This window comes from Oryzomonas rubra, from assembly GCF_008369015.1.
GTDB lineage: Bacteria > Desulfobacterota > Desulfuromonadia > Geobacterales > Pseudopelobacteraceae > Oryzomonas > Oryzomonas japonica.
In genome coordinates, this window is record NZ_SRSD01000005.1 from 251192 (window position 1) to 274645 (window position 23454).

The following is a 23454-nucleotide window of genomic DNA, read 5'->3' on the forward strand; positions in this document are numbered from 1 at the left end:
GCTTACCGGAGCGCCGCCTCGGCCAGGACCTCCGCCACGTCGCGCACCTTGACGCTGTCGGCCTTCACGTCCTTGAGCCCGTCCTCGAACATGGTCAGGCAGTAGGGACAGGAGACACAGATGGTGTCCGGCTTCTCTTCCAACGCTTCCCTGACCCGAGTGAGGTTGATCCGCTCGCCGGTATGCTCCTCCATCCACATCCTGCCGCCGCCGGCCCCGCAGCAGAAGGCGTTGTTGCGGTTACGCTCCATCTCGACCGGGGCCGCCCCGGTAGCCAGCTCGATCACCTCGCGCGGCGCGTCGTACACGTCGTTGTGCCGCCCCAGGTAGCAGGAATCGTGGAACACGGTGGCCCCCAACTCCGCGGACGTCCCCTCCAGCTTGAGATGGCCGTCCTGCACCAGGTTGCGCAGGAACTCGCTGTGGTGGATTACCTCCAGTTCGAGCCCATACTGCTTGTAATCGTTTTTCAGGGTCGAGAAACAGTGGGGGCACTGGGTGATGACCTTCTTGACGCCCCGCTCGGTGAAGATCCGCACGTTCTCTTTGGCCATGCGGTCAAAGACGTACTCGTTGCCCAGGCGGCGCAGACTGTCGCCGCAGCATTTTTCGTCCTTGCCCAGGATGCCCCAGGAGACGCCGGCCTTGTCCAGCAGTTGGGCCAAGGCCACGCTGACGTGCTTGCTGCGCGAGTCGAACGAACCGGCGCAGCCGACGTAGAGCAGGTACTCGGTGGTATTCTTGTCGAAAGGCTTGACCTCCATCTGGGCGCACCACTTGGTGCGCTCCGACGGGGCGATACCCCAGGGGTTGCTGCGCCCCTCCATGTTCTCGAACAGATTGAGCAACTCCTCGGGGAAGCGGGCCTCGTTCTCCACCAGGTGGCGACGCATCTTGACGATCTTGGGCATCTGCTCGATGAAGACCGGGCAGGCCTCCATACAGGCTCCACAAGTGGTGCAGCCCCAGATCACCTCTTCGGCCACGCTCCCCTCGCCCCCGTCGCCGATCAGGGGGATAGCCGGCGTTGCCCCCTGCTTGAGCAGGGCGCCGTTCTCCAGCAGGTTGACCTTGATATCGTGGACAACGGCCCGCGGGTTGAGCGGCTTGCCGGTGATATTGGCCGGACAGACCTTCTGGCAGCGGCCGCATTCGGTGCAGGCCATGGAATCCAGCAGGTCCTTCCAGGTGAAGCGGTCCGCCTGGGCGACGCCAAAGGTGTTGCCGCTGACGAACTCCTCGCGGGGTTGGGTATTGGGCTTCTCCAGCCGCCGGAAGAAGCAGTTGGGGATGGCGGTCAGGATGTGCATGTGCTTGCTGTGGGGCAGATAGCACATGAAGAGCAGGAGGGCGGCGGCATGGGCCCACCAGCTGACGCCGAACACCAGGGCTCCGGCGGAGGGTGTAATCAGGCCGGCCACAAAGCTCGAAACCGGCATATAGGTGCGGGCAACGGCGAGATAGATCACCGGCATGTGGGATATTCTGGCCCCGTTGATGCCGAAGTTGGCCATCATCAGGGTGGCGATCAACGCCAGGATGAAGAATGCCTCGATGGTGCGGGCCTCGGGATAGGGAGGCGCGATGATCCGCCTGACCATGGCGATGACCACCGCCACGAGGGCCAGAAGCGACACGATATCGATCACCAAGAGGAGCGGGAAATAGATGCCGTCGGGCAGATGCGCCAAGCTGATGGACGGGAAGACGCCGTGCAGCAGGAACTCGGTGTTGGAGACCAGCAGGATGATGAAGGACCAGAAGATGACGAAATGATTGAGGCCGAATGGCTTGGCCAGGACCCGTTTTTGGCCGAAGGCGTACTTCAGCATTTCGCCGATGCGCTGGCCTATGTTGTCGAACCGGTTCTCCGCCTGGCCTAGGGCCACCAGGCTGAACCTGCGCCAGCAGCCCCAGGCAAAGATGCCGAGGGAGATGATCAGGAGGGGGGTGAAGATGGTCGGATTGGGTGTCATGTCTAAACCTCGATCTTTTGCAAATGAAAACTGCCTGAATCCGTGATGCCTGAGTGCCGCAGTGACCGGAAGAGCCGGAGCCCGCACGTCGCCCGTGTCGTAGCAAGCCACTCACTCTGCCGGCCCTCCGACGGGTTGCCGGCATCTTCTTAACGGCAAAGGCTGAGGCCTTCCGGACACGGTGGCATGGAGGCGTCACGGATTCAGGAGCTATGTTAGTGGGTACTTTGCTGTTGTTTCAATTCCCGGATCCGTTTCGTTATGGCCGGCACCACCTGGAACAGGTCGCCGACGATGCCGTAGGTGGCGACCTCAAAGATCGGCGCCTGGCGGTCGCGGTTGATGGCGATGACCATGTCCGAGTCCTGCATGCCGACCAGGTGCTGAATGGCGCCGGATATGCCGCAGGCGATGTAGATCTTGGGGCGGACGGTCTTGCCGGTCTGGCCGACCTGGCGGTCACCCGGCATCCAACCGGCATCCACGGCGCTGCGGGAGGCGCCTACCACACCGCCCAACTCTTCGGCCAGCTCCTGCAGGATGGTGAAGTTTTCGGGCGCCATCATGCCGCGGCCGCCGGAGACGATGAAGTCGGCGCCGGTGATGTCCACATGGCTCTTGCTCGTGGCGTCGCGGATGATCTCCATGACCTTCGTGAGGATGCTCTCCTCCGGGACCACGAAGTCCACCCGGACGATGGTGCCCGTGGCCCCCTCTTTCCGTTCCGGCATCGACATGACATTGGGGCGGACCGTGGCCATCTGGGGCCGGAATTTGTCGCACATGATGGTTGCCATGATGTTGCCGCCGAAGGCCGGGCGGGTCTGCATCAGGTTACGCTTGTCGTCGATATCCAGACCGGTGCAGTCGGCGGTCAATCCCGTCCCCACGCGGGTCGCGACGGCCCCGGCCAGGTCGCGCCCCATGCCGCTGGCGCCCATCAGAATGATTTCAGGCTTGTACGTGGCAATCAGATGGCAACAGGCCTCGAGATACGCCTCGGTGCGATAGTTGCGGTACACCGGCGCATCCAGCAGGTAGACCTTGGCAGCCCCGTGGGCGAAGGCCTCGGTGCAGAGGTGCTCCACCTTTTCGCCGATCACCAGGGCGCACAATTCGACCCCCAGGGATGCGGCCAGCCGAGCCCCCGCCCCGAGCAGTTCCCACGAGACCTTGGCCGGCTCCCCCTCGGTCTGTTCGACGAAGACCCAGACCCCCCGGTAGGCGGCCAGTTTTTTGGCCAGGGCCGCGGCCTCCTCGTCCACCTCTTCTTCGGCCGGAGCGGCGACTGTCGCCAGTTGCTCCAGTATCTTCAACTCCTCGGGGGTAAAGAACATCTCCAGGGCGCTGGCCGGGCAGATCTTGACGCATTTGACGCAGCCGATGCATTTTTCCGGGATGATGATCGGCTCGCCGGCATCGTTCATCTCAATGGCATTGACCGGGCAGACGCTCTGACAGCGGGCGCCGCAGGCGATACACTTGCCGGCGATGAGGTGCGCCTTGCCCCGGGGTTTTTTCACTTTGGGTTGCGATTCACTCATGGGAATTCCTTGGATAAAATGTGAATGGTGAAAAAAACCTTCAAAAAAACAGGTGAATGGTGAATCGTGAATGGTGAAAGAAACTTCAAGCATTTGTTCACTATTCACTATTCACGTTTCACAGCTTCACAGCTTCACAGCTTCACAGCTTCACAGCGGCAGCATATCCTTCGCCAGCAGCTTGTCGATCAAAAGTGCCGCCGTACCCTCGGGATCGGCGTAGCCGTCTCCCAGGATCTCGCCCTTGACCCGCTCCGGCGAGAAGATCTTGCTGACCCAGGTAGGCGACCCCTTGAGGCCGATGGACTGCTCGTCCAGCTTGAGGACCTGATTGTTCCAGACCTCCACCTGGGCATCGGCCGCGGCCAGGCGCATGGGGACGCGGGGATAGCGCGGCCGGTTCAGTTCGCGCACCACGGTCAGCATGGCGGGCAGGGGCGCCTCCACGATCTCGTGGCGTCCTTCCAGTTTCCGGCTGACACGGATGCGTTTGCCCCCGACGTCCAGATTGTCGATGCGGTCCACCAGGGTGAGCTGTTGGTAGGCGAGGCGGGTGGCTATGCCGGGGCCGACCTGGGCCGTATCGCCGTCGATGGTCTGCTTGCCGCACAACACCAGGCCGACCTCGTCCACCTCGCTGTTCAGCTTGCGGATTGCCGCCGAAAGCACATTGCTGGTGGCCAGGGTATCGGCTCCGCCGAAGACCCGGTCGGAGAGCAGGATGGCCATATCGACCCCCAGGGCCAGGGCCTTCCTGAGGGTTGCCTCGGCGTTGGGCGGCCCCATGGAGAGGACGGCGACCTTGCACCCAAAACGGTCCTTCAGGCGCAGCGCCTCTTCCAGGGCATGGGTATCATAGGGGTTGACGATAAAGGGTATGCCCTCGCGCACCAGGGTGTTGGTGACCGGATCGATCTGCACCTGGGTGGTGTCGGGGACCTGTTTGATACAGGCAACTACGAGCATGGATGAAGTTCTCCTGCAGTGCCTCGCGGCTGAATTTTAAAAAAGAATAAGCCCGGCACTCTGGTCAATGCCGGGCTCCGGTGCCCAATCTCGAATCCCGCCAAAGACGGAATGGAGTTTAGCATGAGCAGGAAGCGTGCCGATTTGACCCACATCAAAAGTATACACAAGGCAACAAAGACCAACTTTGCTGCTACGTTAAGGGGTTGCCAGGGGCAACTCACCCACAGGGGGTGACGTAAATGCGAGCCCCCAGCAAACCCGACGAGCCGTTGCTGTGCAAATTTTCGCGCCAAACGCCTAAAAAAAATGCACAGGGGTTTAAAAAAGGTATCAGCTTTGGCCGAACAAGCAACGGCACAAAAACCGGTCACATGGATTTAGTTTGCCCCCACCAGTGCATAATATTTAAACACGTGATTAATAAATTTGCAATAAATCCTGTTTTCGACTACTATATGCCACATTTTTAATCACTGGAGGGGACATGGCAAAGCTCGATGAAAAGCTTGAAGGTGTTTACCAAGAGGTCTTAAAGCGCAATCCCGGGGAGGCGGAGTTCCATCAGGCGGTTCTGGAGGTTCTGGAATCTCTGGGGCCGGTCGTCAGCAAACATCCCGAGTACCTGGAACGCAAGATCATCGAACGCATCTGCGAACCGGAGCGCCAGATCATTTTCCGCGTTCCCTGGCAGGATGACAAGGGAAAAGTGCATATCAACCGAGGTTTCCGCGTTGAATTCAACAGCGCCCTGGGCCCCTACAAAGGAGGCTTGCGCTTCCACCCGTCGGTCTACCTGGGGATCATCAAGTTCCTTGGATTCGAGCAGATATTCAAAAACTCACTCACCGGCATGCCCATCGGCGGCGGCAAGGGCGGTTCCGACTTCGACCCAAAAGGCAAGTCGGATGACGAGGTAATGCGCTTCTGCCAGAGTTTCATGACCGAACTCTACCGCCATATCGGCGAGCATACCGATGTGCCGGCCGGCGATATCGGCGTGGGCGGCAGAGAGATCGGCTACATGTTCGGGCAGTACAAGCGCATCACAAACCGCTGGGAGGCGGGCGTTCTCACCGGCAAGGGGCTCAAGTTCGGCGGCTCCCTGGTACGTACCGAAGCGACCGGCTACGGTGCCGCCTTTTTCATCAACGAGGCGCTCAAGACCCGCAAGGACTCGTTCGACGGCAAGACCTGCCTGGTCTCCGGCTCCGGCAACGTGGCCATCTACACCATAGAAAAGATCCACCAACTGGGCGGCAGGTGCATCGCCTGCTCCGACTCCAACGGGGTCATCGTGGACGAAAAGGGACTGGATGTGGGGTTGATCAAACAACTGAAAGAGGTGGAGCGCCGGCGCATCCAGGATTACGCCTCCTTCCACAAGCACGCCACGTACGTACCCAACGGCAAGATCTGGGAGATTCCCTGCCAGGTGGCCATGCCCTCCGCCACCCAGAACGAGATCAACGGCAAGGATGCGGCAACACTGGTGAAAAACGGCTGCCTCGCCGTGGGCGAGGGGGCCAACATGCCCACCACCCCCGAGGGGGTCAAGGTGTTCCTGGACGCCAAGATCGTCTACGGCCCCGGCAAGGCGGCCAATGCCGGCGGGGTTGCCACATCGGCCCTCGAAATGCAGCAGAATGCCCAGCGCGACTCGTGGAAGTTCGACTACACCGAGAAGAGACTGGAAGACATCATGGTCAACATCCATCAACTCTGCCACGACATTGCAGAGGAGTACGGGGCACCGGGCAACTACGTTCTCGGCGCCAATATCGCCGGCTTCACCAAGGTTGCCGACGCCATGGTGGCCCACGGTCTCGTGTAGCCCCTTTGAGGGCAGTTTCCCCAAGCCCGGCCCGACGGCCGGGCTTTTTTCGTTGACGCGCCCCCCTCCAGCGACTAAAAAAGAACCATGAATCTCCTTACCAACCTCAACCCGCCCCAGAAAGAGTGATCAACTTTATGAACAAAAGCCCGAACTTCTTCTCCTTTCGATGATAAAGCCCGAATTATTGCCCGACCAGCTTGTCCATTGACTCCAGTTATAAGAATCATTAATCCGATCCCCCTCACTCCAGGACACCAGCCCAGGTGCTGCCCAGCAGGAAACTGCCTTCCACGTTGCCTTCCATCTGGTTCAGGCGCCGAAACGGAACCGTGAAGGCAAGTTTGTTGGCACATCCCTGACCTTTAAGGTACTTGCGCGCCGAAATGTCGGTGAGGCCGATGAGGCAGCGCGGGTTCTCCGACTGCGCCTCCTTGTAGGAGAGTATCCCCATAACCTGGCAGGCCGCAGCATAGGGAACCGCTGTGTTTTCCAGGCCGGGTCGGTCATAGTTGGCGAAGATGACCAGCGCCGAAAGCTGATCCGGGTTTACCAGGAAGGTCACGGAGACGGGCTCTTCCTTGGTGGGGTCAACCTTTGACAACGGTTTCATCACTACGTATTGCGTCGGCACCTCAGTGATCGGCAAACCCTTTACGAACTGTTCCGCCAGATCCGGAGTCCGCTTGTATCGCTCTCCGTGCAAGAAGTGATCGACAAAAGTGGCAGGCGCACCCGCCGCCTTCATCCCCTCCCCAATCGCTTTGCCGGTAGCATCGTTCTCGTTGCCGGTAGAGAGAAAGCGGCAAAAACCGGGAAGGCCACCGGGAAACTTCTCATACGCATTGCCAAAGCCGAGCCCGATCCCGCCACCGGGGCAGGCATACGATTCTCGATCGAATACCGCCGTCTTTCCCCGAGCAGCCGAGGCAAACATGAACATGACACAGGACTGGACCCCCTGCTTGAATTGCGCTGCCTCCTCTGGTTTTTGGGCCGAAAAGAGCAGCGCAACCGGTTCCGCTTCCAAATTCAATGCCTTAGCAATTGCAGATTCCATGTGAATTTATCCTTTCTGAATTTATTTACGCCGTGGCAAATCGTGCCCGAGCCGTTCCGTAAGCACCGTCATCAATGAAACAGCCTCGGTAAGTTGGGTAGGACCGATTCCGTCAGCAATCCGATTAGCCCACTCCGCCTGGCGATGGTTGACTTCCTCCATCACGGTTGTTCCATGTGGCGTCAGCGAATAGAGTTTTGCACGGCGATGGGCGGGATTAGCAGAGGTAGTGACAAATCCGCCTGTGGCCAAACAATCGGCGATGCGCTGGACGTTCTGCCTAGTGAGACCCATCCGGCGGGCGATCTCCGCCACTGTTGCGGGGCTTTCGCACAAAGCCCCAAGGACCTGCCAGCGGGCACTGGTCAGCCCTAGATCATCTACCAACTGGTCTCCAGCAGCAATAAGGGCACCATTCAGACGAAATGCCTCCAAGATAAGCTTGGTGAAATTGGTCCCTCCAGGGGTGTGGTTCGTATGGTTTATTGTCATTTAGCCTCCATTGACAACAAAGTGTCATGTTGACAATATATTGTCAATAATAAAAAAACAGAAGTAACGGCAACAATTGCAACCAGTGAACTGCCGACCCTTTCGAAAATTGCATTAGGCCATTTTTAGAGCACGGCTTTCCACTTGACGCGCCACCCTCCAGCGACTAAAAAAGAACCATGAATCTCCTTACCAACCTCAACCCGCCCCAGAAAGAGGCCGTGCTGCACGGCGAGGGGCCGCTTTTGATCCTGGCCGGCGCCGGATCGGGCAAGACCCGCGTCATTACCCACCGCATCGCCCACCTGATCCGGGAGAGGGGCGTACACCCCCGGAACATTCTGGCCGTGACCTTCACCAACAAGGCCGCCAACGAGATGGCCGAACGGGTCAGAAAACTGCTCGACGGCGGTGAAGTGCCCCAGATATCCACCTTCCACGCCGCCTGCGGCCGCATCCTCCGCAGGGAGATCCACCATCTGGGCTTTGAGTCGTCCTTTGCAATCTACGACGACAAGGACTCGGAACGGCTCCTGAAGGATGTGCTGGCCGAACTGGACCTGGACGACAAACGCTTTCCCCCCAAGACCATCGGCGCCAAGATCGATGATTTCAAGAACCGCGGCCTCTTCCCCGAGGACCTGGACGCCCTGGCCACCGGCGACATCTTCAACGAACGGCTGGTGCGGATCTATGCCGCCTACCAGGAACGTTTGAAGAAGTGCAACGCCCTGGACTTCGGGGACATGCTGATCCAGACCGTCCGCCTGCTGGCGGATTTTCCCGAGGTTCGCCACTTCTACCAGGAACGTTTCCAGTGGATCCTGGTGGACGAATACCAGGACACCAACCCGGTGCAGTACAACCTGATCAAGCTTCTGGCGGGGGAACGGCGCAACCTGTGCGTGGTGGGGGACGACGACCAGTCCATCTACTCCTGGCGCGGGGCCGACATCCGCAACATCCTGGAGTTCGAGAAGGATTTCCCCGGCGTGCGCGTGGTCCGGCTGGAACAGAACTACCGCTCCACCGCCACTATCCTCAAGGCCGCCGGCGAGGTGGTCAGGCATAACTTCGGCCGCAAGGGCAAGACCCTCTGGACCGAAAACCCTGCCGGTGAGAACATCCGCTACCTGCGGGTGGAGTCGGACCGGGACGAGGCGCGCACCGTCTGCCGCGAGATATCCCGTTTGCGGACGGATGGCGTCCCCCTGGAGGAGATGGCGGTCTTCTACCGCACCAACGCCCAATCGCGCCAGGTTGAGGAGGCGCTCGTGTCCGAGGCGCTCCCCTACCACATCGTGGGGGGCGTCAGGTTCTACGCCCGTATGGAGGTCAAGGACATCCTGGCCTACCTGCGCGTGCTGGACAACCCGGCCGACGAGATCTCTCTGAAACGGGTCATCAACGTGCCGGCCCGGGGCATCGGCAACGCCACCATCGACAAAATCTCCCTCCAGGCCAGCCGGGGGGGAATCAGCATGTACGCCGCCCTGCAGGATGCCGCCGAGAGCGGACTCTTGGGGACCGGGCCGCGAGGCAAGGTCGCGGCCTTTGCCGCCATGATGGAGCGTTTCCGGGAGACCGGCGCATCCCTGGGGCTGCCGGAACTGGCCCGCATGGTGATGGAGGAGAGCGGCTACCTGACCCGGCTCAAGGAGAGCCGGGACGAGGAGGATACGGAACGGCTGGAGAACCTGGAGCAGTTGCTGGCGGCCATGGAGGAGTTCTGCGAGAAGAACCCCGAGACCGGCCTGTCCGAATTCCTGGAGCAGGTATCCCTGGTGTCGGACCTGGAACAGGGGGAGCAGGGCAAGCCCTCGGTGACGCTCATGACCCTGCATGCGGCCAAGGGGTTGGAATTCAAGGCGGTCTTCATGATCGGCATGGAGGAGCGGCTCTTCCCCCATGTGCGCGCCCTGGACGATATGGACGGCATGGAGGAGGAGCGACGCCTCTGCTACGTCGGCATGACCCGCGCCCGGGAACGGCTCTACCTGCTGAACGCCCGCCGGCGTTACCTGTTCGGCCAGGACCAGTCCAACCCGCCCTCCCGTTTTCTCAAGGACATACCGGGGGAGCTGTTGGATGAGGAGGGAACCGGGGGGGGGAGCGGTTACCGGACGGAACGGCCGTTCGGGCAAACGTCAGCGATCCGCCAGGAATTTGCCCCAAGCCACAATCTGGCCGCTGCCGCCCAGTTCAGCACTACCAACGAGGTCGAGATCGTCCCTGAGCCGCCGGAGGAATATGGCGAGGTCTTTGTGGGCATGAAGGTGCGGCACGCCAAATTCGGCCAGGGCACCATCAGGAAGATCGAGGGGAGCGGCGAATCCCAGAAGGCCATCGTCTGGTTCAACTCGGCCGGCCCCAAGAAGCTGCTGCTCCGGTTCGCCGGTCTGGAACGGGCCTAGCAGATTGTTGAAAAACAGCCATCTCGCCGCCATCCTCGAAGGCCCCCTTGTGCGGCGTAGCGCTGCTACGCCTCCGCAGGGCTTGTCTCGCGGGTGCGACGATCTGACTATTTTTGAACAATCTGAGTTTTTAAATCATCTCTTAGATGCTACCTTGCACTTGTGTCCCACCCTCCCCGGACGCCGGCCGCGCCATCGCGATCTTCATCCCCACCACTTGCCGCCGCACGATTTTCGGCTATAATTTTTCAAAAGATACGCCCCCCGCCCAACTCACTCCCGTGGAACATTCCGAACCAAAGGAGGAAACCGTGATCACGTTCTCTCTCAACGGCAAGAAACAGTCCGTGGACCTCAGCCCCGATACCCCGCTCCTCTGGGTGCTGCGGGACCACCTGCACCTCACCGGCACCAAGTTCGGCTGCGGCGAGGGTCTGTGCGGCGCCTGCACGGTCCACATCGACGGCCGGGCGGAGCGCTCCTGCATCACGCCGCTGTCCGAGGTGCAGGGCAAAAAGGTCACCACCATCGAGGGGATCGCCGAAAACCATCCCGTGAAAAAGGCCTGGCTAGCCGACGAGGTCTCCCAGTGCGGCTACTGCCAGCCGGGGCAGATCATGAGCGCCGTGGCGCTCATGAAAGAGAAGCCCCACCCCACCGATGCGGACATCGACAGCGCCATGAGCGGCAACCTCTGCCGCTGCGGCACCTATGTCCGCATCCGCCGGGCGATCCATACCGCCGCCACGGGCGGGAAGGGAGGTAAACGGTCATGAGCGAGATCATCAAGGTGAGCCGACGGGACTTCATCAAGACCGGCCTGCTGGTGGGAGGCGGGCTGGTGCTGGCCTGCCATATCCCCCTGGGGGGCCGCGCCGCTGCCGCCGCTCCCGCGACAACGGCCTTTGCCCCCAACGCCTTCCTGCGCATCGGCACCGACGGCAGCGTGACCGTCATCGTCAACAAGTCCGAGATGGGCCAGGGGGTCTACACCTCCCTCCCCATGCTGATCGCCGAGGAGTTGGCGTGCGACTGGCACAAGGTGCGGGTCGAGGCGGCACCGGTGGCGCCGGAATACAACCATGCCCAGTACGGCCCGCTCATGGTGACCGGCGGCAGCAGCAGCGTGCGCTCCGAATGGGATCGGCTCTCCAGGGCCGGCGCGGCGGCCCGCGAGATGCTGGTGGCGGCGGCAGCCAAGGGTTGGCAGATGGAGCCTGCGGCCTGTAGGGCCGAGAACGGCGTGGTCATCGGCCCCGGCGGCAAGCGCTCCGGCTACGGCAGCCTGGCGGCCCGGGCCGCCAAACTGCCGGTGCCCCAGGAACCGAAGCTGAAGGGCCTAAAACAAAGGCAACTGCTCGGCAAAGCGATCCACCGTCTGGACAGTCCGGCCAAGATCAACGGCACGGCGACCTTCGGCATCGACGTCCACACCCCCGGCATGTTGACCGCGGTCATCGCCCGGCCGCCGGTCTTCGGCGGGACGGTGAAGGGTTTCGATCCGCAGAAGGCCCTGGCGGTGCCGGGGGTGAAGCAGGTGGTGGCCGTGCCCGCCGGGGTGGCGGTGGTGGCCGACGGCTTCTGGCCCGCCCAGAAGGGGCGCGAACTGCTGGAGATTACCTGGGACGAGGGGCAATGGGCGCAAATCTCCACGCCCGCCATGCGCGAGGAGTATAGCCGGCTCTCCGCCATGCCGGGGCTGGCGGCACGCCACGACGGCGATGCCCCGGCCGAACTGGCCAGGGCGGACCGCCCCCTGCAGGCCGAATACGAGGTGCCCTACCTGGCCCATGCCACCATGGAGCCGCTCAACTGCTTCGTGGACCTGCAGGCGGACCGTTGCCTGATCCGCACCGGCTCCCAGTTCCAGACCGTGGACCGCAACGCCGCCGCCCGCGTGGCCGGACTCAAGCCGGAACAGGTCAGCCTGGAGACCACCTTTCTGGGCGGGGGCTTCGGCCGGAGGGGCTGCCCGGCGTCGGATTTCGTCATCGAGGCGGTTGAGGTGGCCAAGGCGGTCGGGAAACCGGTCAAGGTGATCCGCTCCCGCGAGGACGACATGCGGGCCGGCTACTACCGCCCCATGTGGCATGACCGCATCGCCGCCTGTCTGGACGACAAGGGGTACCCCCTGGCCTGGCGCCACACCATCGTGGGGCAGTCGATCATCGCCGGCACCCTCTTCGAGTCGGCCATGGTGAAGGGGGGTATCGACCACACCTCGGTTGAGGGTGCCTCAGAGATATCCTATACCATCCCCAACCTGCTGGTTGACCTGCACACCACGAAGAACGGGGTGCCGGTGCTCTGGTGGCGCTCGGTGGGGCATTCCCACAACGCCTTTGTGGTGGAGAGTTTCCTGGACGAGTTGGCCCACAGCGCAGGCTTAGACCCCTACCAGTACCGTCGCGCGCTACTGGCGAACCACCCCCGCCACCTGGGCGTGTTGCAGACTGCGGCCGAAAAGGCGGGCTGGGGCACGAAGCTGCCGGCCGGCACCGGCCGGGGCATCGCCCTGCACGAATCCTTCGGCAGCTTCATCGCCCAGGTGGCCGAGGTCTCCCTGGATAGCGCGGGACAGGTACAGGTCCATCGCGTCGTCTGCGCCATCGACTGCGGCCGGATCGTCAACCCGGACACCATTGCGGCCCAGATGGAATCGGGCATCGTCTTCGGGCTCTCGGCGGCGCTCTACGGGGCCATCACCCTCAAGAACGGCCGGGTGGAGCAGGGGAATTTCGACACCTACCCGCTGGTGCGCATGCAGGGCTCGCCCCGGGTGGAGGTGCACATCATCCCCAGCGACGAGCCACCCGGCGGCGTGGGCGAACCGGGCGTCCCCCCCATCGCGCCGGCCGTGGCCAACGCCCTGTTCGCCGCCACGGGCGCCCGGGTGCGCTCGCTGCCCCTGACGCCGGAAAAGGTCACGGCAGCCCGGGGACAGGCATGACCGATCTGGAACTCTACGAGGAGATGGCACGGCTCGCCCGGCAGGGCGAACCGTTTGCCCTGGCCACCGTCGTCGCCCACAGCGGCTCGTCCCCCCGCAAGTCCGGCGCCAAGATGCTGGTGCGGAATGACGGGACCGTGCTGGGGAGCGTGGGAGGCGGCAGGGTGGAGTTGGAGAGCGTCCAGGCGGCCCTGTCCGCCCTCGGCGACGGCGGACAGCGTACCCTCCCCTTTGTACTGACCGAGGAACAGGGCTTTGCCTGCGGCGGCAGCATGACGGTCTTTATCGACCCCCAGGGGCGCCGGCCGCTCCTGGTCATGTTCGGGGCCGGTCATGTGGGCAGGGCGGTCACACTGCTCGCCCATACCTGCGGCTTCCGCGTGATCGTGGTGGACGAGCGTCCCGACTGCAGCACCCGCGCCATGCTCCCCGGGGCCGACGACATCGTCTGCGCCCCGGTGCGGGATGCCTTCGGGCAATTGACCCTCAACCGGGAGAGCTTTGCCGTGATCGCCACGCCGGGGCATCTGCACGACTTCGACGCCGTGCGGGGGTGCCTGGCCACCGAGGCCGGGTTTATCGGCCTGTTGGGGAGCCGCCGCAAGCGGGAGACCCTGCTGGCGCTTCTGGAGCGGGAGGGGTTTGGCGAGGAACAGCGCAGGCGGATCGTTACCCCGGTCGGCCTGGACATCGGCGCCCAAACCCCGGAGGAGATCGCGGTCAGCATCGTGGGGCAACTGATCCAACTCAGGAAAAAACCGTGACGGGCCGGGTCGGGGCCATCCTCCTGGCGGCCGGCCTCTCCCGGCGCATGGGGACCTGCAAGCAACTGCTCCCCTTGGGCGGTACGACGGTCATTACCCGCTGCCTGGAGAGCCTGTTGGCAGGAGGAGCCGAAGAGGTCATCGTGGTGGTGGGCCCCCAGGGGGAGGCCGTGGCCGAGGAGGCCCGCCGCCAGCCGGTCCGCATCGTGCGGACCACGGACCCGCACGGCGATATGGCATGCTCGGTCAGGACCGGCCGCGCGGCACTGCCGCCCACCGTCAGCGGGGTCCTCATCGCCCCCTGCGACCACCCCCTGGTCTTGCCCGCAACCGTCGCCGGGTTGCTGGCAGCTCACCACCGCGACCCGAGGGCCATCATCATCCCCTCCCACGGGGGGAGGCGCGGCCACCCCACCTGCTTCCCCCGCGGGATACTCGACGAACTCGACGACACCGGCACCCTGCGCGACCTGGTCCGCCGCGACCCGGGGCGGCTCCGCCATCTGGATACCGAGGATCAAGGGGTCGTGTTGGACATGGACACCCCCGAAGACTACCAGCGCATCGTCCAGATCTGCCGAGAGGGGTCAATTTAGCGCCGTTCGCCGAAGTAACCGCACGGGACGCTAGTGCATCTGCTCCACCAGGTAGTTCTGGGCACCCATCTGCTTGATCTGGTCGAGCTGTGCTTCCAGCCAGTCGATGTGCACCTCTTCCTCCTCCAGGATGTCCTCCAGCAGTTCTCGGGTCCCGTTGTCGCCCACCTCCACCGCCACCCTGATGCTCTCGTTGTATCCCTTGATGGCGGCCTCTTCGGCACTCCAGTCGTTTGCATGCATCTTGGGCACCTCGGCACCGATATGGATCTTGTTGAGATCGCTGACGATGGGGCGCCCTTCCAGGAAGAGGATGCGGGCAATCAGTTTTTCGGCGTGCTTCATCTCGTCGATGGCCCGCTTCTCGATGGCCTTGTGCAACCGTTCGTAGTCCCAGTTGTCGCACATCTCCGAATGGACCATGTACTGGTTGATGGCGGTCAACTCCTCTGCCAGGCGCAAGTTGAGATGCTCGATGATCTTGTCATTTCCCTTCATGGTGGCTGCTCCTTTACACGGCAATTTTGTTCCGGCCCCGCTCGGGACATTTGATTTAATTGAAACACACTTCCCCCGCCGGTCAAGTGCGCGCCGCCATCATCATAAAAATTGGTTGCGGGGCGACGCCGCTCGTGCTATCTGGTGCAGTCCATTCCAGCACGAGGAGCAACGTCACAGCAATGATCCACCTTTCCAATATCACCAAGCAGCACGGCTCGCAGGTCCTGTTCCGCGACGCCAGTTTCCAGATACTCCCCGGCACGCGCAACGGTCTGGTGGGGCCGAATGGGGCCGGCAAGACCACCATCTTCCGCATCATCACCGGTGAAGAAGAGGTGGATGGCGGCGAGATCACCTGTGCCAAACGCACCACTATCGGCTATTTCTCCCAGGATGCGGGGGAGATGGCGGGACGCTCGGCCCTCGCGGAGGTCATGGCAGGCTCGGCGGAAACCATGCGCCTTGCGGCCGAGTTGAAGGAGATGGAGGCGGCCATGTGCGTGCCCCGGTCCGACGACGACATGGCCGCCCTGCTGGAGCGCTACGGCGTGGCCCAGGAGGAGTTCGAGCATCGCGGTGGCTACGACCTGGACACCCGGGCCCAGACCGTGTTGACCGGCCTCGGCATCGGACCGGACCGCTTCGACCACCCGGTGGAGTCCTTCAGCGGCGGCTGGAAGATGCGCATCAACCTGGCAAAGATACTGACCCTCAAACCTGACGTACTGCTCTTGGACGAACCGACCAACCATCTGGACGTGGAGTCGATCATCTGGCTGGAGGAGTGGCTGGCCAACGACTTCGACGGCGCGCTGCTGATGACCAGCCATGACCGGGACTTCATGAACCGCATCGTCACCCGCATCATCGAGGTGGCCAACAAGGCCGTTACCACCTACGGCGGCAATTACGATTTTTACGAACGGGAGCGGGACATCCGCCGGGAGCAGCTTCTGGCCAGCCATCGCCGCCAGCAGGAGATGCTGGCCAAGGAAGAGGAGTTCATCGCCCGCTTTGCCGCCCGCGCCTCCCATGCGACCCAGGTGCAGTCGCGGGTCAAGAAGATCGACAAGATCGAGCGCATCGAGATCCCGCCCGAGGAGCGGGTGGTGCGCTTCGAGTTCAGCGAACCGCCCCGGAGCGGGGACGACGTGGTGGCCATGGAGGGGCTGGCCAAGAGCTGGCAGTTGCCCGACGGCCGGGAACACCCGGTTTTCAGCGGGGTATCCGGCATCATCCGCCGCCAGAACAAGATCGCCGTGGTGGGGGTCAACGGCGCCGGAAAATCCACCTTCCTCAAGGTCCTTGCCGGCCAGACCGGACAGACCGCAGGCCACGTCAGCCTGGGTGCCAATGTGGAGTTGGGCTATTTCAGCCAGCACGCCATGGATATCCTCGACCCGAAGAAGACCGTCTTCGAAACGGTCCAGGCAGCCATGCCCCTGGCCAATATCGGCGTGATCCGCAACCTGCTGGGCGCCTTTCTCTTCCAGGGGGACACGGTGGACAAACGCATCGAGAACCTGTCCGGCGGCGAGAAAAGCCGGGTGGTGCTGGCGACCCTCCTGGCGCGGCCGGTCAATTTTCTGGTGCTGGACGAACCGACCAATCACCTGGATATCAGGTCACGGGAGGTCCTGTTGGGCGCCTTGCAGGGGTTCGGCGGAACCGTCGTGCTGGTCAGCCACGACCGCCATTTCCTGCGTTTGTTGGTGGACCGGGTATTCGAGATCGACCACGGCGAAATGCGCGTCTACGAGGGGAATTACGAATATTACCTCGGCAAGTCCCATGCCGTGGTCTCTTAGATGGAATAAATTATTTTGCTTCGGATAATTAATAAGTTTGACATTGTGGATAAAATACTGTTACGTTGGCATAACGTCTAGGGTTCGTCCCGGACACATTAAACGAGCAGTATCAGGAGAAGGTAACGACATGGTAAACGGAACAGTGAAATGGTTTAACGACAGCAAGGGGTTTGGTTTTCTTGAGCAGGAAGGTGGCGAGGATGTTTTCGTTCATTTTTCCGCGATTGTTGGCGACGGCTTCAAATCCCTCGCTGAAGGCGACAGGGTTACGTTCGAAATAACCCGTGGTCCGAAAGGTCTGCAGGCCGCCAACGTTACCAGGGTTTAATCACTTATATCCTATAGCGTGATTAATAAAGCCCCGGAGAAATCCGGGGCTTTATTTTTGTTGGTTGTAAAAAAAACGACACGGATGGCCCATGACAAACCTGATTTCCCCGGAAGGACTGAAGACACTGGAAGATGAATTCCACTACCTCTGGCGGGTGGAACGCCCCAAGATCGTTCAGGGAGTGTCCGACGCGGCGGCGGAAGGGGATCGCTCCGAGAATGCGGAATATATCTACGGCAAAAAACGGTTGCGGGAGATCGACCGCAAGCTGAAACATCTGAGCAGCCGGCTTAAGCTGCTCAAACCGGCCACCCCCCCGGCCAACCCCCAGATGGTTTCCTTCGGCTGCTGGGTAACCTACGAAGACGAGGATGGCAACGAGCGCTGCTATCAACTGGTCGGCCCGGATGAATTCGACGTTAGCCTGGGGCGAATCAGCATCGATTCGCCGGTCGGCCAAGCCCTGCTGCAGAAAAAGCTCGACGACGAGGTTGTTATCAAGCGTCCCAATGGCGATCTGACGGTCTATATTACCGACATCAGCGCCACGCGCCCGGCCGGAGCCCCCCGGTAAAACACCTTCCCGCCTGCCCCCTCAGTATACTCCTGCACCGTCCCAAGCAAGCCGCCGCAGGGCCGATAACGCCCAGAGTGCAATTCGCAATGGCCGGCCGGCACCACACTTGCTATAATTCGAATAAAAACCGTCGCAAAGGAGATCTCCATGCGCACGAGCTTCGTGGTATCAATCGCCGCCGTTCTGCTCATGGCGTCCACCGCACCGGCTGCGGCCACGGGGGACGTCACCGGCAGCGTCCCGCCCCCTCAGCCAGCCGTTGCCGTTGGTCCGCCCAACGTGGTGATCCCGAACCCGCCGCTCTTCATCACGCCGCCACGCCTCGGCTTCTATGCAGGTGTGGAGACCCCTTATGATATTATCTTTGCCTATGACACCTATTACCTCTACTGGGGCAACTCCTGGTACCGGGCGGCCAGCTACAAAGGTCCCTGGACAATTGCGCACCACGACAGCCTGCCGCCGATCATCCGCAAGTACAGGATCGAGAGCATCCGCCAGTTTCGCGATCTGGAGTACCGCACCTTTCTCAAGGAGAAGAATCATTACCGCGGCCGCTCCTTCCGTCCCGACAAGCGGTGAGGAAACGGGGGGAGCGGCAGTTCGGGCATTCCAGAGATGATGGGATCAAGTAGTGCCGAGGTCAGCAGGCCGGCCAGCCCAGGCGGGCAGTTTTTCATCCCTGTTTCCCGGCCCGCAGGTATTGATCCGGCCAGACAGCCTCCACCCCCAGTTCGCGGGCGGCATGCAGGGGCCAGTAGGGATCGCGCAGCATCTCCCGGGCCAGGAATACGGCATCGGCCTGGCCGGTAACCAGAATCTGTTCCGCCTGGACCGGGTCGGTAATGAGGCCGACCGCACCGGTGGGGAGGGCCGCCTCGGCGCGGATTGCGGCGGCAAAGGGGACCTGGAAACCGGGGGCAAAGGGCACCCGCTCGCCCGAGGCAACAAAACCGGACGAGCAATCGATCAGATCAACCCCCAGATCCTTGAGCAGGCGGCAGAGACATACCGACTGGTCAAGGCTCCAGCCCCCCTCGGCCCAGTCAACGCAGGAAAGCCGCACGAACAGCGGCAAATCCAGGGGCCATTCCTCGCGCACGGCCCGGGCCACCCGCAGCGGGAAGCGCATCCTGTTTTCGAGGCTGCCGCCATAATCGTCCTCCCGCAGGTTCGACAGTGGGGAGAGGAATTCGTGCAGCAGGTAGCCATGGGCCATGTGAATCTCCGCCACCTGGAAACCGGCCGCCAAGGAGCGACGCGCCGCGGCGCGGAATTGGTTTTCGACCGTATCCAGGTCGGCAAGGGCAAGTTCATGGGGCACGGGGTGGCCGGGGGCAAAAGGCTCCGGGCTGGGGGCCAGCGGCTGCCACCCCCGGGCATCCGGTCCCACCGGTCCACTGCCGCGCCAGGGGAGGTCGCAGGACGCCTTGCGTCCGGCATGGGCCAACTGGACACCCGGCACGGCCCCGTTCTCGCGGATGAAGCGGACGATCGGCTTGAATGCCGCGACATGATCATCGTTCCAGATGCCGCTGTCGTCGGGGCTGATGCGTCCTTCGGGACTCACGGCGGTGGCTTCGACCATCACCAGACCGGCGCCCCCCACGGCCCGGCTGCCCAGATGGACCATATGCCAGTCGGTGGGCAGGCCGTCCCGGCTGGAATACTGGCACATGGGAGAGACAAAGATACGATTGCGGAAGGTAACGGAACGCAGGGCGAGCGGGGTGAAGAGTTTACTCATGACGACTGCCTCCTTGGGCTGCGGTCGGGGGAAGAACCCTTTCCGGACGGAAACTACTCTATCATCAGAAATGCGTAACGGTTCATCTCCTGTTCGTAATCGGGCAACACCGCAAGGGGGTAGCCGAACTTGGCCACGGTGGCAAAGACATCCACGCCCATCCCCTCGGGTGACGGGCGTGCCAGCTTGCGATTGCGGCAGTGGTCCCGGCTGCCGGCGCACTCCCGGCAGAGTGTGCAACTGTCCATGAAGAGGAGGAAGGCCTTGTGATAGCCGCTGATGAACGCCTGCCGTTCCACCTCCAGCAGCGCGCGGTTGACCTCCCGAGACCAGTCATGACGCTGTTCCGGGTCTTCCAGACGCATGGGGATATGGAAGAGCACACCCAACCGAAATTCATGGAAGAACTTCCGGCACTCGTCCACGTCAGGGGTGTTGGGGGGACAGGAGGCGTTCCTGCCATACTCGTTGCAGCCGAACCGGCATTTCATCCGCACCCATTGTGCAACAACGATCTCGGAAGGATCGATCCAGCGGAAATCGGAAAATCCCGCATCATTGAATATCCGTTGCAGTATCGTCTGGTCAGCCATCGCCCTTCCCTGTTCCCAGGCCGCAAACTCCAGCCGGCAAACTGGTACAACCTGTTCCATGATTATTGACAAAAAACTTGCCACCCGGAGGCTACGGCAGGGTCACCAGCCACACATAGGGCACCATGCCGTAATTCCAAGCCAGACAGAGCCGCCGGTAGCCGGAAAACAGCAGGGCCTCCTCCCGGCAGCAGAGGATGATGGGAGCCTTCAGGGTCAGGGTGCCGGCGCGTTGCAGGGCATCCTCCATGGCGCTATAACTCTTCCGGTAGCCCCGCTTGGCCTTGGCCAGGTATGTGGCATAGTCGTCATAGGTGTGATAGGCACCGCTCACCACGATCCCCACGATCCGGTCGGAACGGGGGTACGCTTCCAGTCGCCCCCGGTCGAAGGCCACAACCAGCCGTTCCCATTCGATGTCATGGCGCCGGTAGAACCCCTGCTTGTCGGGGTGATTGAGGAACTCCCACTCTTCCTCGCCGATGTCGGGTTTGAGCCATCGGATGGTATGGCCGGATGCGGAAAACATTGATCCCCGTTTCTCAATCGAGCGTCGTACGCAGCCGCTTGCGCTGGGACACGATCTTCTTCGCGCTCAGGCGTTCTTCCCGGGCCTTCCTGGGCACACGGGTGGCGATACGCTTCTTCACCTTGCGTTCACGTTTTTCCAGGGCAACCCGCAGACGTTCCATGGCAACTTCCCGGTTCTGGAGCTGGGAACGGCTCTCCGAGGCCTGGGCCACAATGCCGGTCGGCAGGTGGCGGATGCGCACCGCCGAGTCGGTCACGTTCCGGTGCTGCCCGCCCGGCCCGGACCCACGGTAGAACTCCACCCTTATGTCGGATTCACGAATCTCAACCGCCATGGTATCTCCATCAAATTAAACTCTACAGCCATTCCCATCACTGGGATTGCTGGCTTCCGGGCTGTTGGGCCTTTTCCTCTTCGGCCTTGCGCCGCTCTATGTTGTCCCGAATCTTCTGGCTCCGCGTCCGTCCGGGAGGGAGCTCGTCGCTCTCAACCTTGGGCGGCGCGACCTCCATCGGGGGCGGCACATAGTCAGGCGTCGTGGTCACCGGCGGCCGGGATGCATCCTCCTGGCGAGCCCGCTCCTCCTGCTGTCGTATCTCTTCCTTGATCCGCGGGTCGCGGGTGGTGATATCCGGCCCCTTGAGAACCTTGTGGCGATACTTGGCCGGCACCGCCTCCAGGCTATCGGTAAAATTGACCACTCCCTGGTCGTCGATCCAGCGGTATGTCTCGGCATTGCCCCCGGCAGCCGTGCAACAGAGGGCTATCGCCGCCATGGCCACGATTTTCATGGCAAACCTCCTGCACCTCGAACATTCAGACGCGTACGCATCCCTGTTCCTATTGTAGCACCCTTTCATGGCCACCGACAGACATGGGGTGGAAGCAGCATCAGAAGCGCAACTTGCGCCGATCGAAGACAAAGGTGGTCTCCATGCGTTTCATCTCCCGGGCAAAATCGTGGAACAGGTTCCAATAAATCTCGTCGAGGGTCAGGTTGGCCCAGAAATCCTTGCTCTCCATGCATTTAAGCGTGTAGTAGCCGAACATGTAATGGGCCAGTTCCGGGCGGATCAGCCCGGAGTTCATCTGGAGGGCCACCTCCTCCAGCAGACCGACGAAATCCCGTTTGTCCTGGGCATCGATCTGGGCCAGGCGCGGATCGTCGGCGAACATCAGGGAGCAGATCTCCTTGAACCGCGGGTTTTCCTTCAGGCGGCGGCGCAGCAGGGTGAAATGCTCCTCCCGCTTCTGCCGCCCCTGGCGCCGGTATTCCAGAAGGCCGTTGACAAAGGCGAAGATGGTCACCAGCCCGCCGACGATAATGGCAAAATCCTTGAGGAACCCGTAGTTCATGTTCATGACGCACCCTCGTGCATTGTTTTTTCCTGAATCCGTGACGCCGGAATACCTGAGCTGCCGGAAGAGCCGGAGCCCGCACGCCGCCCGTGCCGCAGCAAGCCAATCACCAGCCTGTTCAGGAGCCCTTCACGCAGAGGGCGTACTTGAGATAGCGCCCCTCGGGGAAGGTGACCGGATAGGGGAAATCCTCCGGCTGCCCCGCCAGGCCGACCACCCTGAGGTCACTGCCCGCCTGGAGCGCGCCGCGGCGCAACTCCTTGAGATACTCTGCCGTATCCACCTTCTGGTGGTTGGAGGAGGCGATCAAAAGGCCGTTGGCGCTCAAGAGCGGCAGGGCGGCCGCCACCAGGTCCGAGGTGCCGCCGCGGGTCGTGAAGCGGCTCTTGGCCGTGGTGGAGAAGGAGGGGGGGTCCATCAGCACCACATCGTAACGGCACCCTCGACTACCCAGGTCGGCCAGCACCTTTTGGCAGTCCCCCACAATGAACTCATGCCGCTTGGGATTGAGCCGGTTGAGGCCGAAATTCGCCTTGGCCCACTCGGTATAGCCGGGCGAGGCGTCCACGCTGGTAACCTGGACGGCCCCGGCCGAGGCGGCAGCCACCGAGAAGGCGCCGGTGTAGGCGAACAGGTTGAGCACCCGCTTGCCGGACACCCTGGACATCAGGTCCCGGCGGTTTTTGCGCTGGTCCAGGAACAGCCCGGTGTTCAGCCCCTGCTCCAGGCTCACCAGGAACAACAGGCCGTTTTCCCGCACCTCCAGGCGCTGGGGCGCGGCGGTGCCGGCAAGCAGCCTGCCGTAGCTCTTGGTGTCGCTGACCGCTTCCAGTTCGCGAGTCTTCTGGGGGCGGCTCTTCTCGTAGATCCCCTGGGGTGCAAGCAGGTCGCCCAGGGCCTGGGTCACGAGCTTCAGATACGGCCGCCAGCCGGCGCAGTAGATCTGCACCATCAGGTAGTCGCCGTAACGGTCAACAGTCAGGCCGGGAAGCCCGTCCCCCTCGGCGTTGACCAGCCGGTAGGCGGTGGTGTCCCCCAGGTCGGCATGACCGTGGCGCAATTCGAGGGCCGCCTGAAGACGCTTCGTCAGCCAGGCGCGGTCCAGGCGCATCCGCTCCCGAGACAGCACCCGCGCCACGATACGATCCTGCGGATCGAGCAGGGCCGTTGCCAGGAAACGCCCCTGGCCGTCGGCCAGCTCAATCAGTTGGCCGGCCTGACCGGTCGGCCAGCGCTTGGTATACGTGTCGGCAATGATCCAAGGGTGCCCCAACTCCAGCATCCGCACCGACTCCGCCCCTATCTTCCATTCGGACGCGTGCATTGTTGCCTGTCTCCGATCTTTATTGTCTACCTGTTCCTTTTACCCACAAACCGCCCCTTTGGCAACCACAAAGCCCTGTTCCG

23 protein-coding genes are annotated in these 23454 nt (G+C 62.2%); 10 read left to right on the plus strand and 13 right to left on the minus strand.

The features are described from left to right. Nucleotides 1-2 precede the first annotated feature (2 nt). The 3 genes from ET418_RS10110 to ET418_RS10120 form a co-directional block, all read right to left on the minus strand. Entirely contained in the window at nucleotides 3-1976 is a 1974-nt protein-coding gene (locus ET418_RS10110) for a heterodisulfide reductase-related iron-sulfur binding cluster (protein ID WP_149307480.1), read from the minus strand. A 215-nt stretch (nucleotides 1977-2191) separates the two neighbouring features. Continuing rightward, nucleotides 2192-3520 (minus strand): electron transfer flavoprotein subunit alpha, encoded by a 1329-nt coding sequence (locus ET418_RS10115; RefSeq protein WP_149307481.1) that lies wholly within the window; start codon nucleotides 3518-3520, stop codon nucleotides 2192-2194. 150 nt (nucleotides 3521-3670) lie between these two features. Then, nucleotides 3671-4486 (minus strand): electron transfer flavoprotein subunit beta/FixA family protein, encoded by an 816-nt coding sequence (locus tag ET418_RS10120; protein ID WP_149307482.1) that lies wholly within the window; start codon nucleotides 4484-4486, stop codon nucleotides 3671-3673. Between the two features lie 487 nt (nucleotides 4487-4973). Here ET418_RS10120 and gdhA point away from each other — a divergent pair, with 487 nt between their 5' ends. After that, nucleotides 4974-6320, plus strand: a complete 1347-nt coding sequence (gene gdhA / locus ET418_RS10125; RefSeq protein ID WP_149307483.1) for an NADP-specific glutamate dehydrogenase — start codon at nucleotides 4974-4976, stop codon at nucleotides 6318-6320. 244 nt (nucleotides 6321-6564) lie between these two features. Here the strand turns inward: gdhA and ET418_RS10135 are convergent, their stop codons facing one another. Both ET418_RS10135 and ET418_RS10140 read right to left on the minus strand, forming a co-directional pair. Continuing rightward, nucleotides 6565-7380: a DUF169 domain-containing protein gene (locus ET418_RS10135; protein ID WP_149307484.1), complete on the minus strand. Its 816-nt coding sequence runs from the start codon at nucleotides 7378-7380 to the stop codon at nucleotides 6565-6567. A gap of 21 nt (nucleotides 7381-7401) precedes the next feature. Beyond that, nucleotides 7402-7872 carry a MarR family winged helix-turn-helix transcriptional regulator gene (locus tag ET418_RS10140; protein ID WP_149307485.1) on the minus strand — a complete coding sequence of 157 codons (471 nt, stop codon included), beginning with the start codon at nucleotides 7870-7872 and terminating at the stop codon, nucleotides 7402-7404. Nucleotides 7873-8051: 179 nt separating this feature from the next. Here ET418_RS10140 and ET418_RS10145 point away from each other — a divergent pair, with 179 nt between their 5' ends. From ET418_RS10145 to ET418_RS10165, 5 genes are all read left to right on the plus strand, one after another. Beyond that, complete coding sequence (locus ET418_RS10145) at nucleotides 8052-10286, plus strand: ATP-dependent helicase (RefSeq protein ID WP_149307486.1); 2235 nt, start codon at nucleotides 8052-8054, stop codon at nucleotides 10284-10286. 311 nt (nucleotides 10287-10597) lie between these two features. After that, nucleotides 10598-11062: a (2Fe-2S)-binding protein gene (locus tag ET418_RS10150; protein WP_149307487.1), complete on the plus strand. Its 465-nt coding sequence runs from the start codon at nucleotides 10598-10600 to the stop codon at nucleotides 11060-11062. Continuing rightward, on the plus strand, nucleotides 11059-13236 hold the full coding sequence (locus ET418_RS10155) for a xanthine dehydrogenase family protein molybdopterin-binding subunit (protein ID WP_149307488.1): 2178 nt from the start codon (nucleotides 11059-11061) through the stop codon (nucleotides 13234-13236). Before ET418_RS10150 ends, ET418_RS10155 begins: the two co-directional genes overlap by 4 nt. Continuing rightward, nucleotides 13233-14000, plus strand: a complete 768-nt coding sequence (locus ET418_RS10160) for an XdhC family protein (RefSeq protein ID WP_149307489.1) — start codon at nucleotides 13233-13235, stop codon at nucleotides 13998-14000. Before ET418_RS10155 ends, ET418_RS10160 begins: the two co-directional genes overlap by 4 nt. After that, nucleotides 13997-14596 carry a nucleotidyltransferase family protein gene (locus ET418_RS10165; protein WP_149307490.1) on the plus strand — a complete coding sequence of 200 codons (600 nt, stop codon included), beginning with the start codon at nucleotides 13997-13999 and terminating at the stop codon, nucleotides 14594-14596. The genes ET418_RS10160 and ET418_RS10165 overlap by 4 nt, the downstream gene beginning before the upstream one ends. A gap of 30 nt (nucleotides 14597-14626) precedes the next feature. Here the strand turns inward: ET418_RS10165 and bfr are convergent, their stop codons facing one another. Further along, nucleotides 14627-15094, minus strand: a complete 468-nt coding sequence (bfr, locus tag ET418_RS10170) for a bacterioferritin (protein WP_149307491.1) — start codon at nucleotides 15092-15094, stop codon at nucleotides 14627-14629. A gap of 182 nt (nucleotides 15095-15276) precedes the next feature. Between bfr and ET418_RS10175 the strand changes: the two genes are divergently transcribed. The 4 genes from ET418_RS10175 to ET418_RS10190 all read left to right on the plus strand — a co-directional run bounded on the left by ET418_RS10175 (nucleotide 15277) and on the right by ET418_RS10190 (nucleotide 18398). Then, nucleotides 15277-16905, plus strand: a complete 1629-nt coding sequence (locus ET418_RS10175) for an ABC-F family ATP-binding cassette domain-containing protein (RefSeq protein WP_149307492.1) — start codon at nucleotides 15277-15279, stop codon at nucleotides 16903-16905. A gap of 130 nt (nucleotides 16906-17035) precedes the next feature. Next, nucleotides 17036-17236 carry a cold-shock protein gene (locus ET418_RS10180; RefSeq protein ID WP_149307493.1) on the plus strand — a complete coding sequence of 67 codons (201 nt, stop codon included), beginning with the start codon at nucleotides 17036-17038 and terminating at the stop codon, nucleotides 17234-17236. A gap of 91 nt (nucleotides 17237-17327) precedes the next feature. Continuing rightward, nucleotides 17328-17813, plus strand: a complete 486-nt coding sequence (greB, locus tag ET418_RS10185) for a transcription elongation factor GreB (protein WP_149307494.1) — start codon at nucleotides 17328-17330, stop codon at nucleotides 17811-17813. Nucleotides 17814-17963: 150 nt separating this feature from the next. Continuing rightward, nucleotides 17964-18398 (plus strand): hypothetical protein, encoded by a 435-nt coding sequence (locus ET418_RS10190; RefSeq protein WP_149307495.1) that lies wholly within the window; start codon nucleotides 17964-17966, stop codon nucleotides 18396-18398. Nucleotides 18399-18492: 94 nt separating this feature from the next. Here the strand turns inward: ET418_RS10190 and ET418_RS10195 are convergent, their stop codons facing one another. The 7 genes from ET418_RS10195 to ET418_RS10225 form a co-directional block, all read right to left on the minus strand. Then, nucleotides 18493-19563, minus strand: a complete 1071-nt coding sequence (locus ET418_RS10195) for an NADH:flavin oxidoreductase/NADH oxidase (RefSeq protein WP_149307496.1) — start codon at nucleotides 19561-19563, stop codon at nucleotides 18493-18495. 53 nt (nucleotides 19564-19616) lie between these two features. Next, nucleotides 19617-20156 carry a DUF2284 domain-containing protein gene (locus ET418_RS10200; protein WP_149307497.1) on the minus strand — a complete coding sequence of 180 codons (540 nt, stop codon included), beginning with the start codon at nucleotides 20154-20156 and terminating at the stop codon, nucleotides 19617-19619. A 91-nt stretch (nucleotides 20157-20247) separates the two neighbouring features. Continuing rightward, nucleotides 20248-20685: a hypothetical protein gene (locus ET418_RS10205; protein ID WP_149307498.1), complete on the minus strand. Its 438-nt coding sequence runs from the start codon at nucleotides 20683-20685 to the stop codon at nucleotides 20248-20250. 13 nt (nucleotides 20686-20698) lie between these two features. Then, a complete protein-coding gene (locus ET418_RS10210; protein WP_149307499.1) occupies nucleotides 20699-21022 on the minus strand; it encodes a peptide chain release factor family protein in 324 nt (107 codons plus the stop codon). Between the two features lie 37 nt (nucleotides 21023-21059). After that, complete coding sequence (locus ET418_RS10215; RefSeq protein WP_188055463.1) at nucleotides 21060-21479, minus strand: DUF4124 domain-containing protein; 420 nt, start codon at nucleotides 21477-21479, stop codon at nucleotides 21060-21062. 100 nt (nucleotides 21480-21579) lie between these two features. Then, nucleotides 21580-22050 (minus strand): hypothetical protein, encoded by a 471-nt coding sequence (locus ET418_RS10220; protein ID WP_149307501.1) that lies wholly within the window; start codon nucleotides 22048-22050, stop codon nucleotides 21580-21582. A 115-nt stretch (nucleotides 22051-22165) separates the two neighbouring features. Further along, nucleotides 22166-23371 (minus strand): class I SAM-dependent rRNA methyltransferase, encoded by a 1206-nt coding sequence (locus ET418_RS10225; RefSeq protein WP_149307502.1) that lies wholly within the window; start codon nucleotides 23369-23371, stop codon nucleotides 22166-22168. Between the last annotated feature and the right edge of the window lie 83 nt (nucleotides 23372-23454).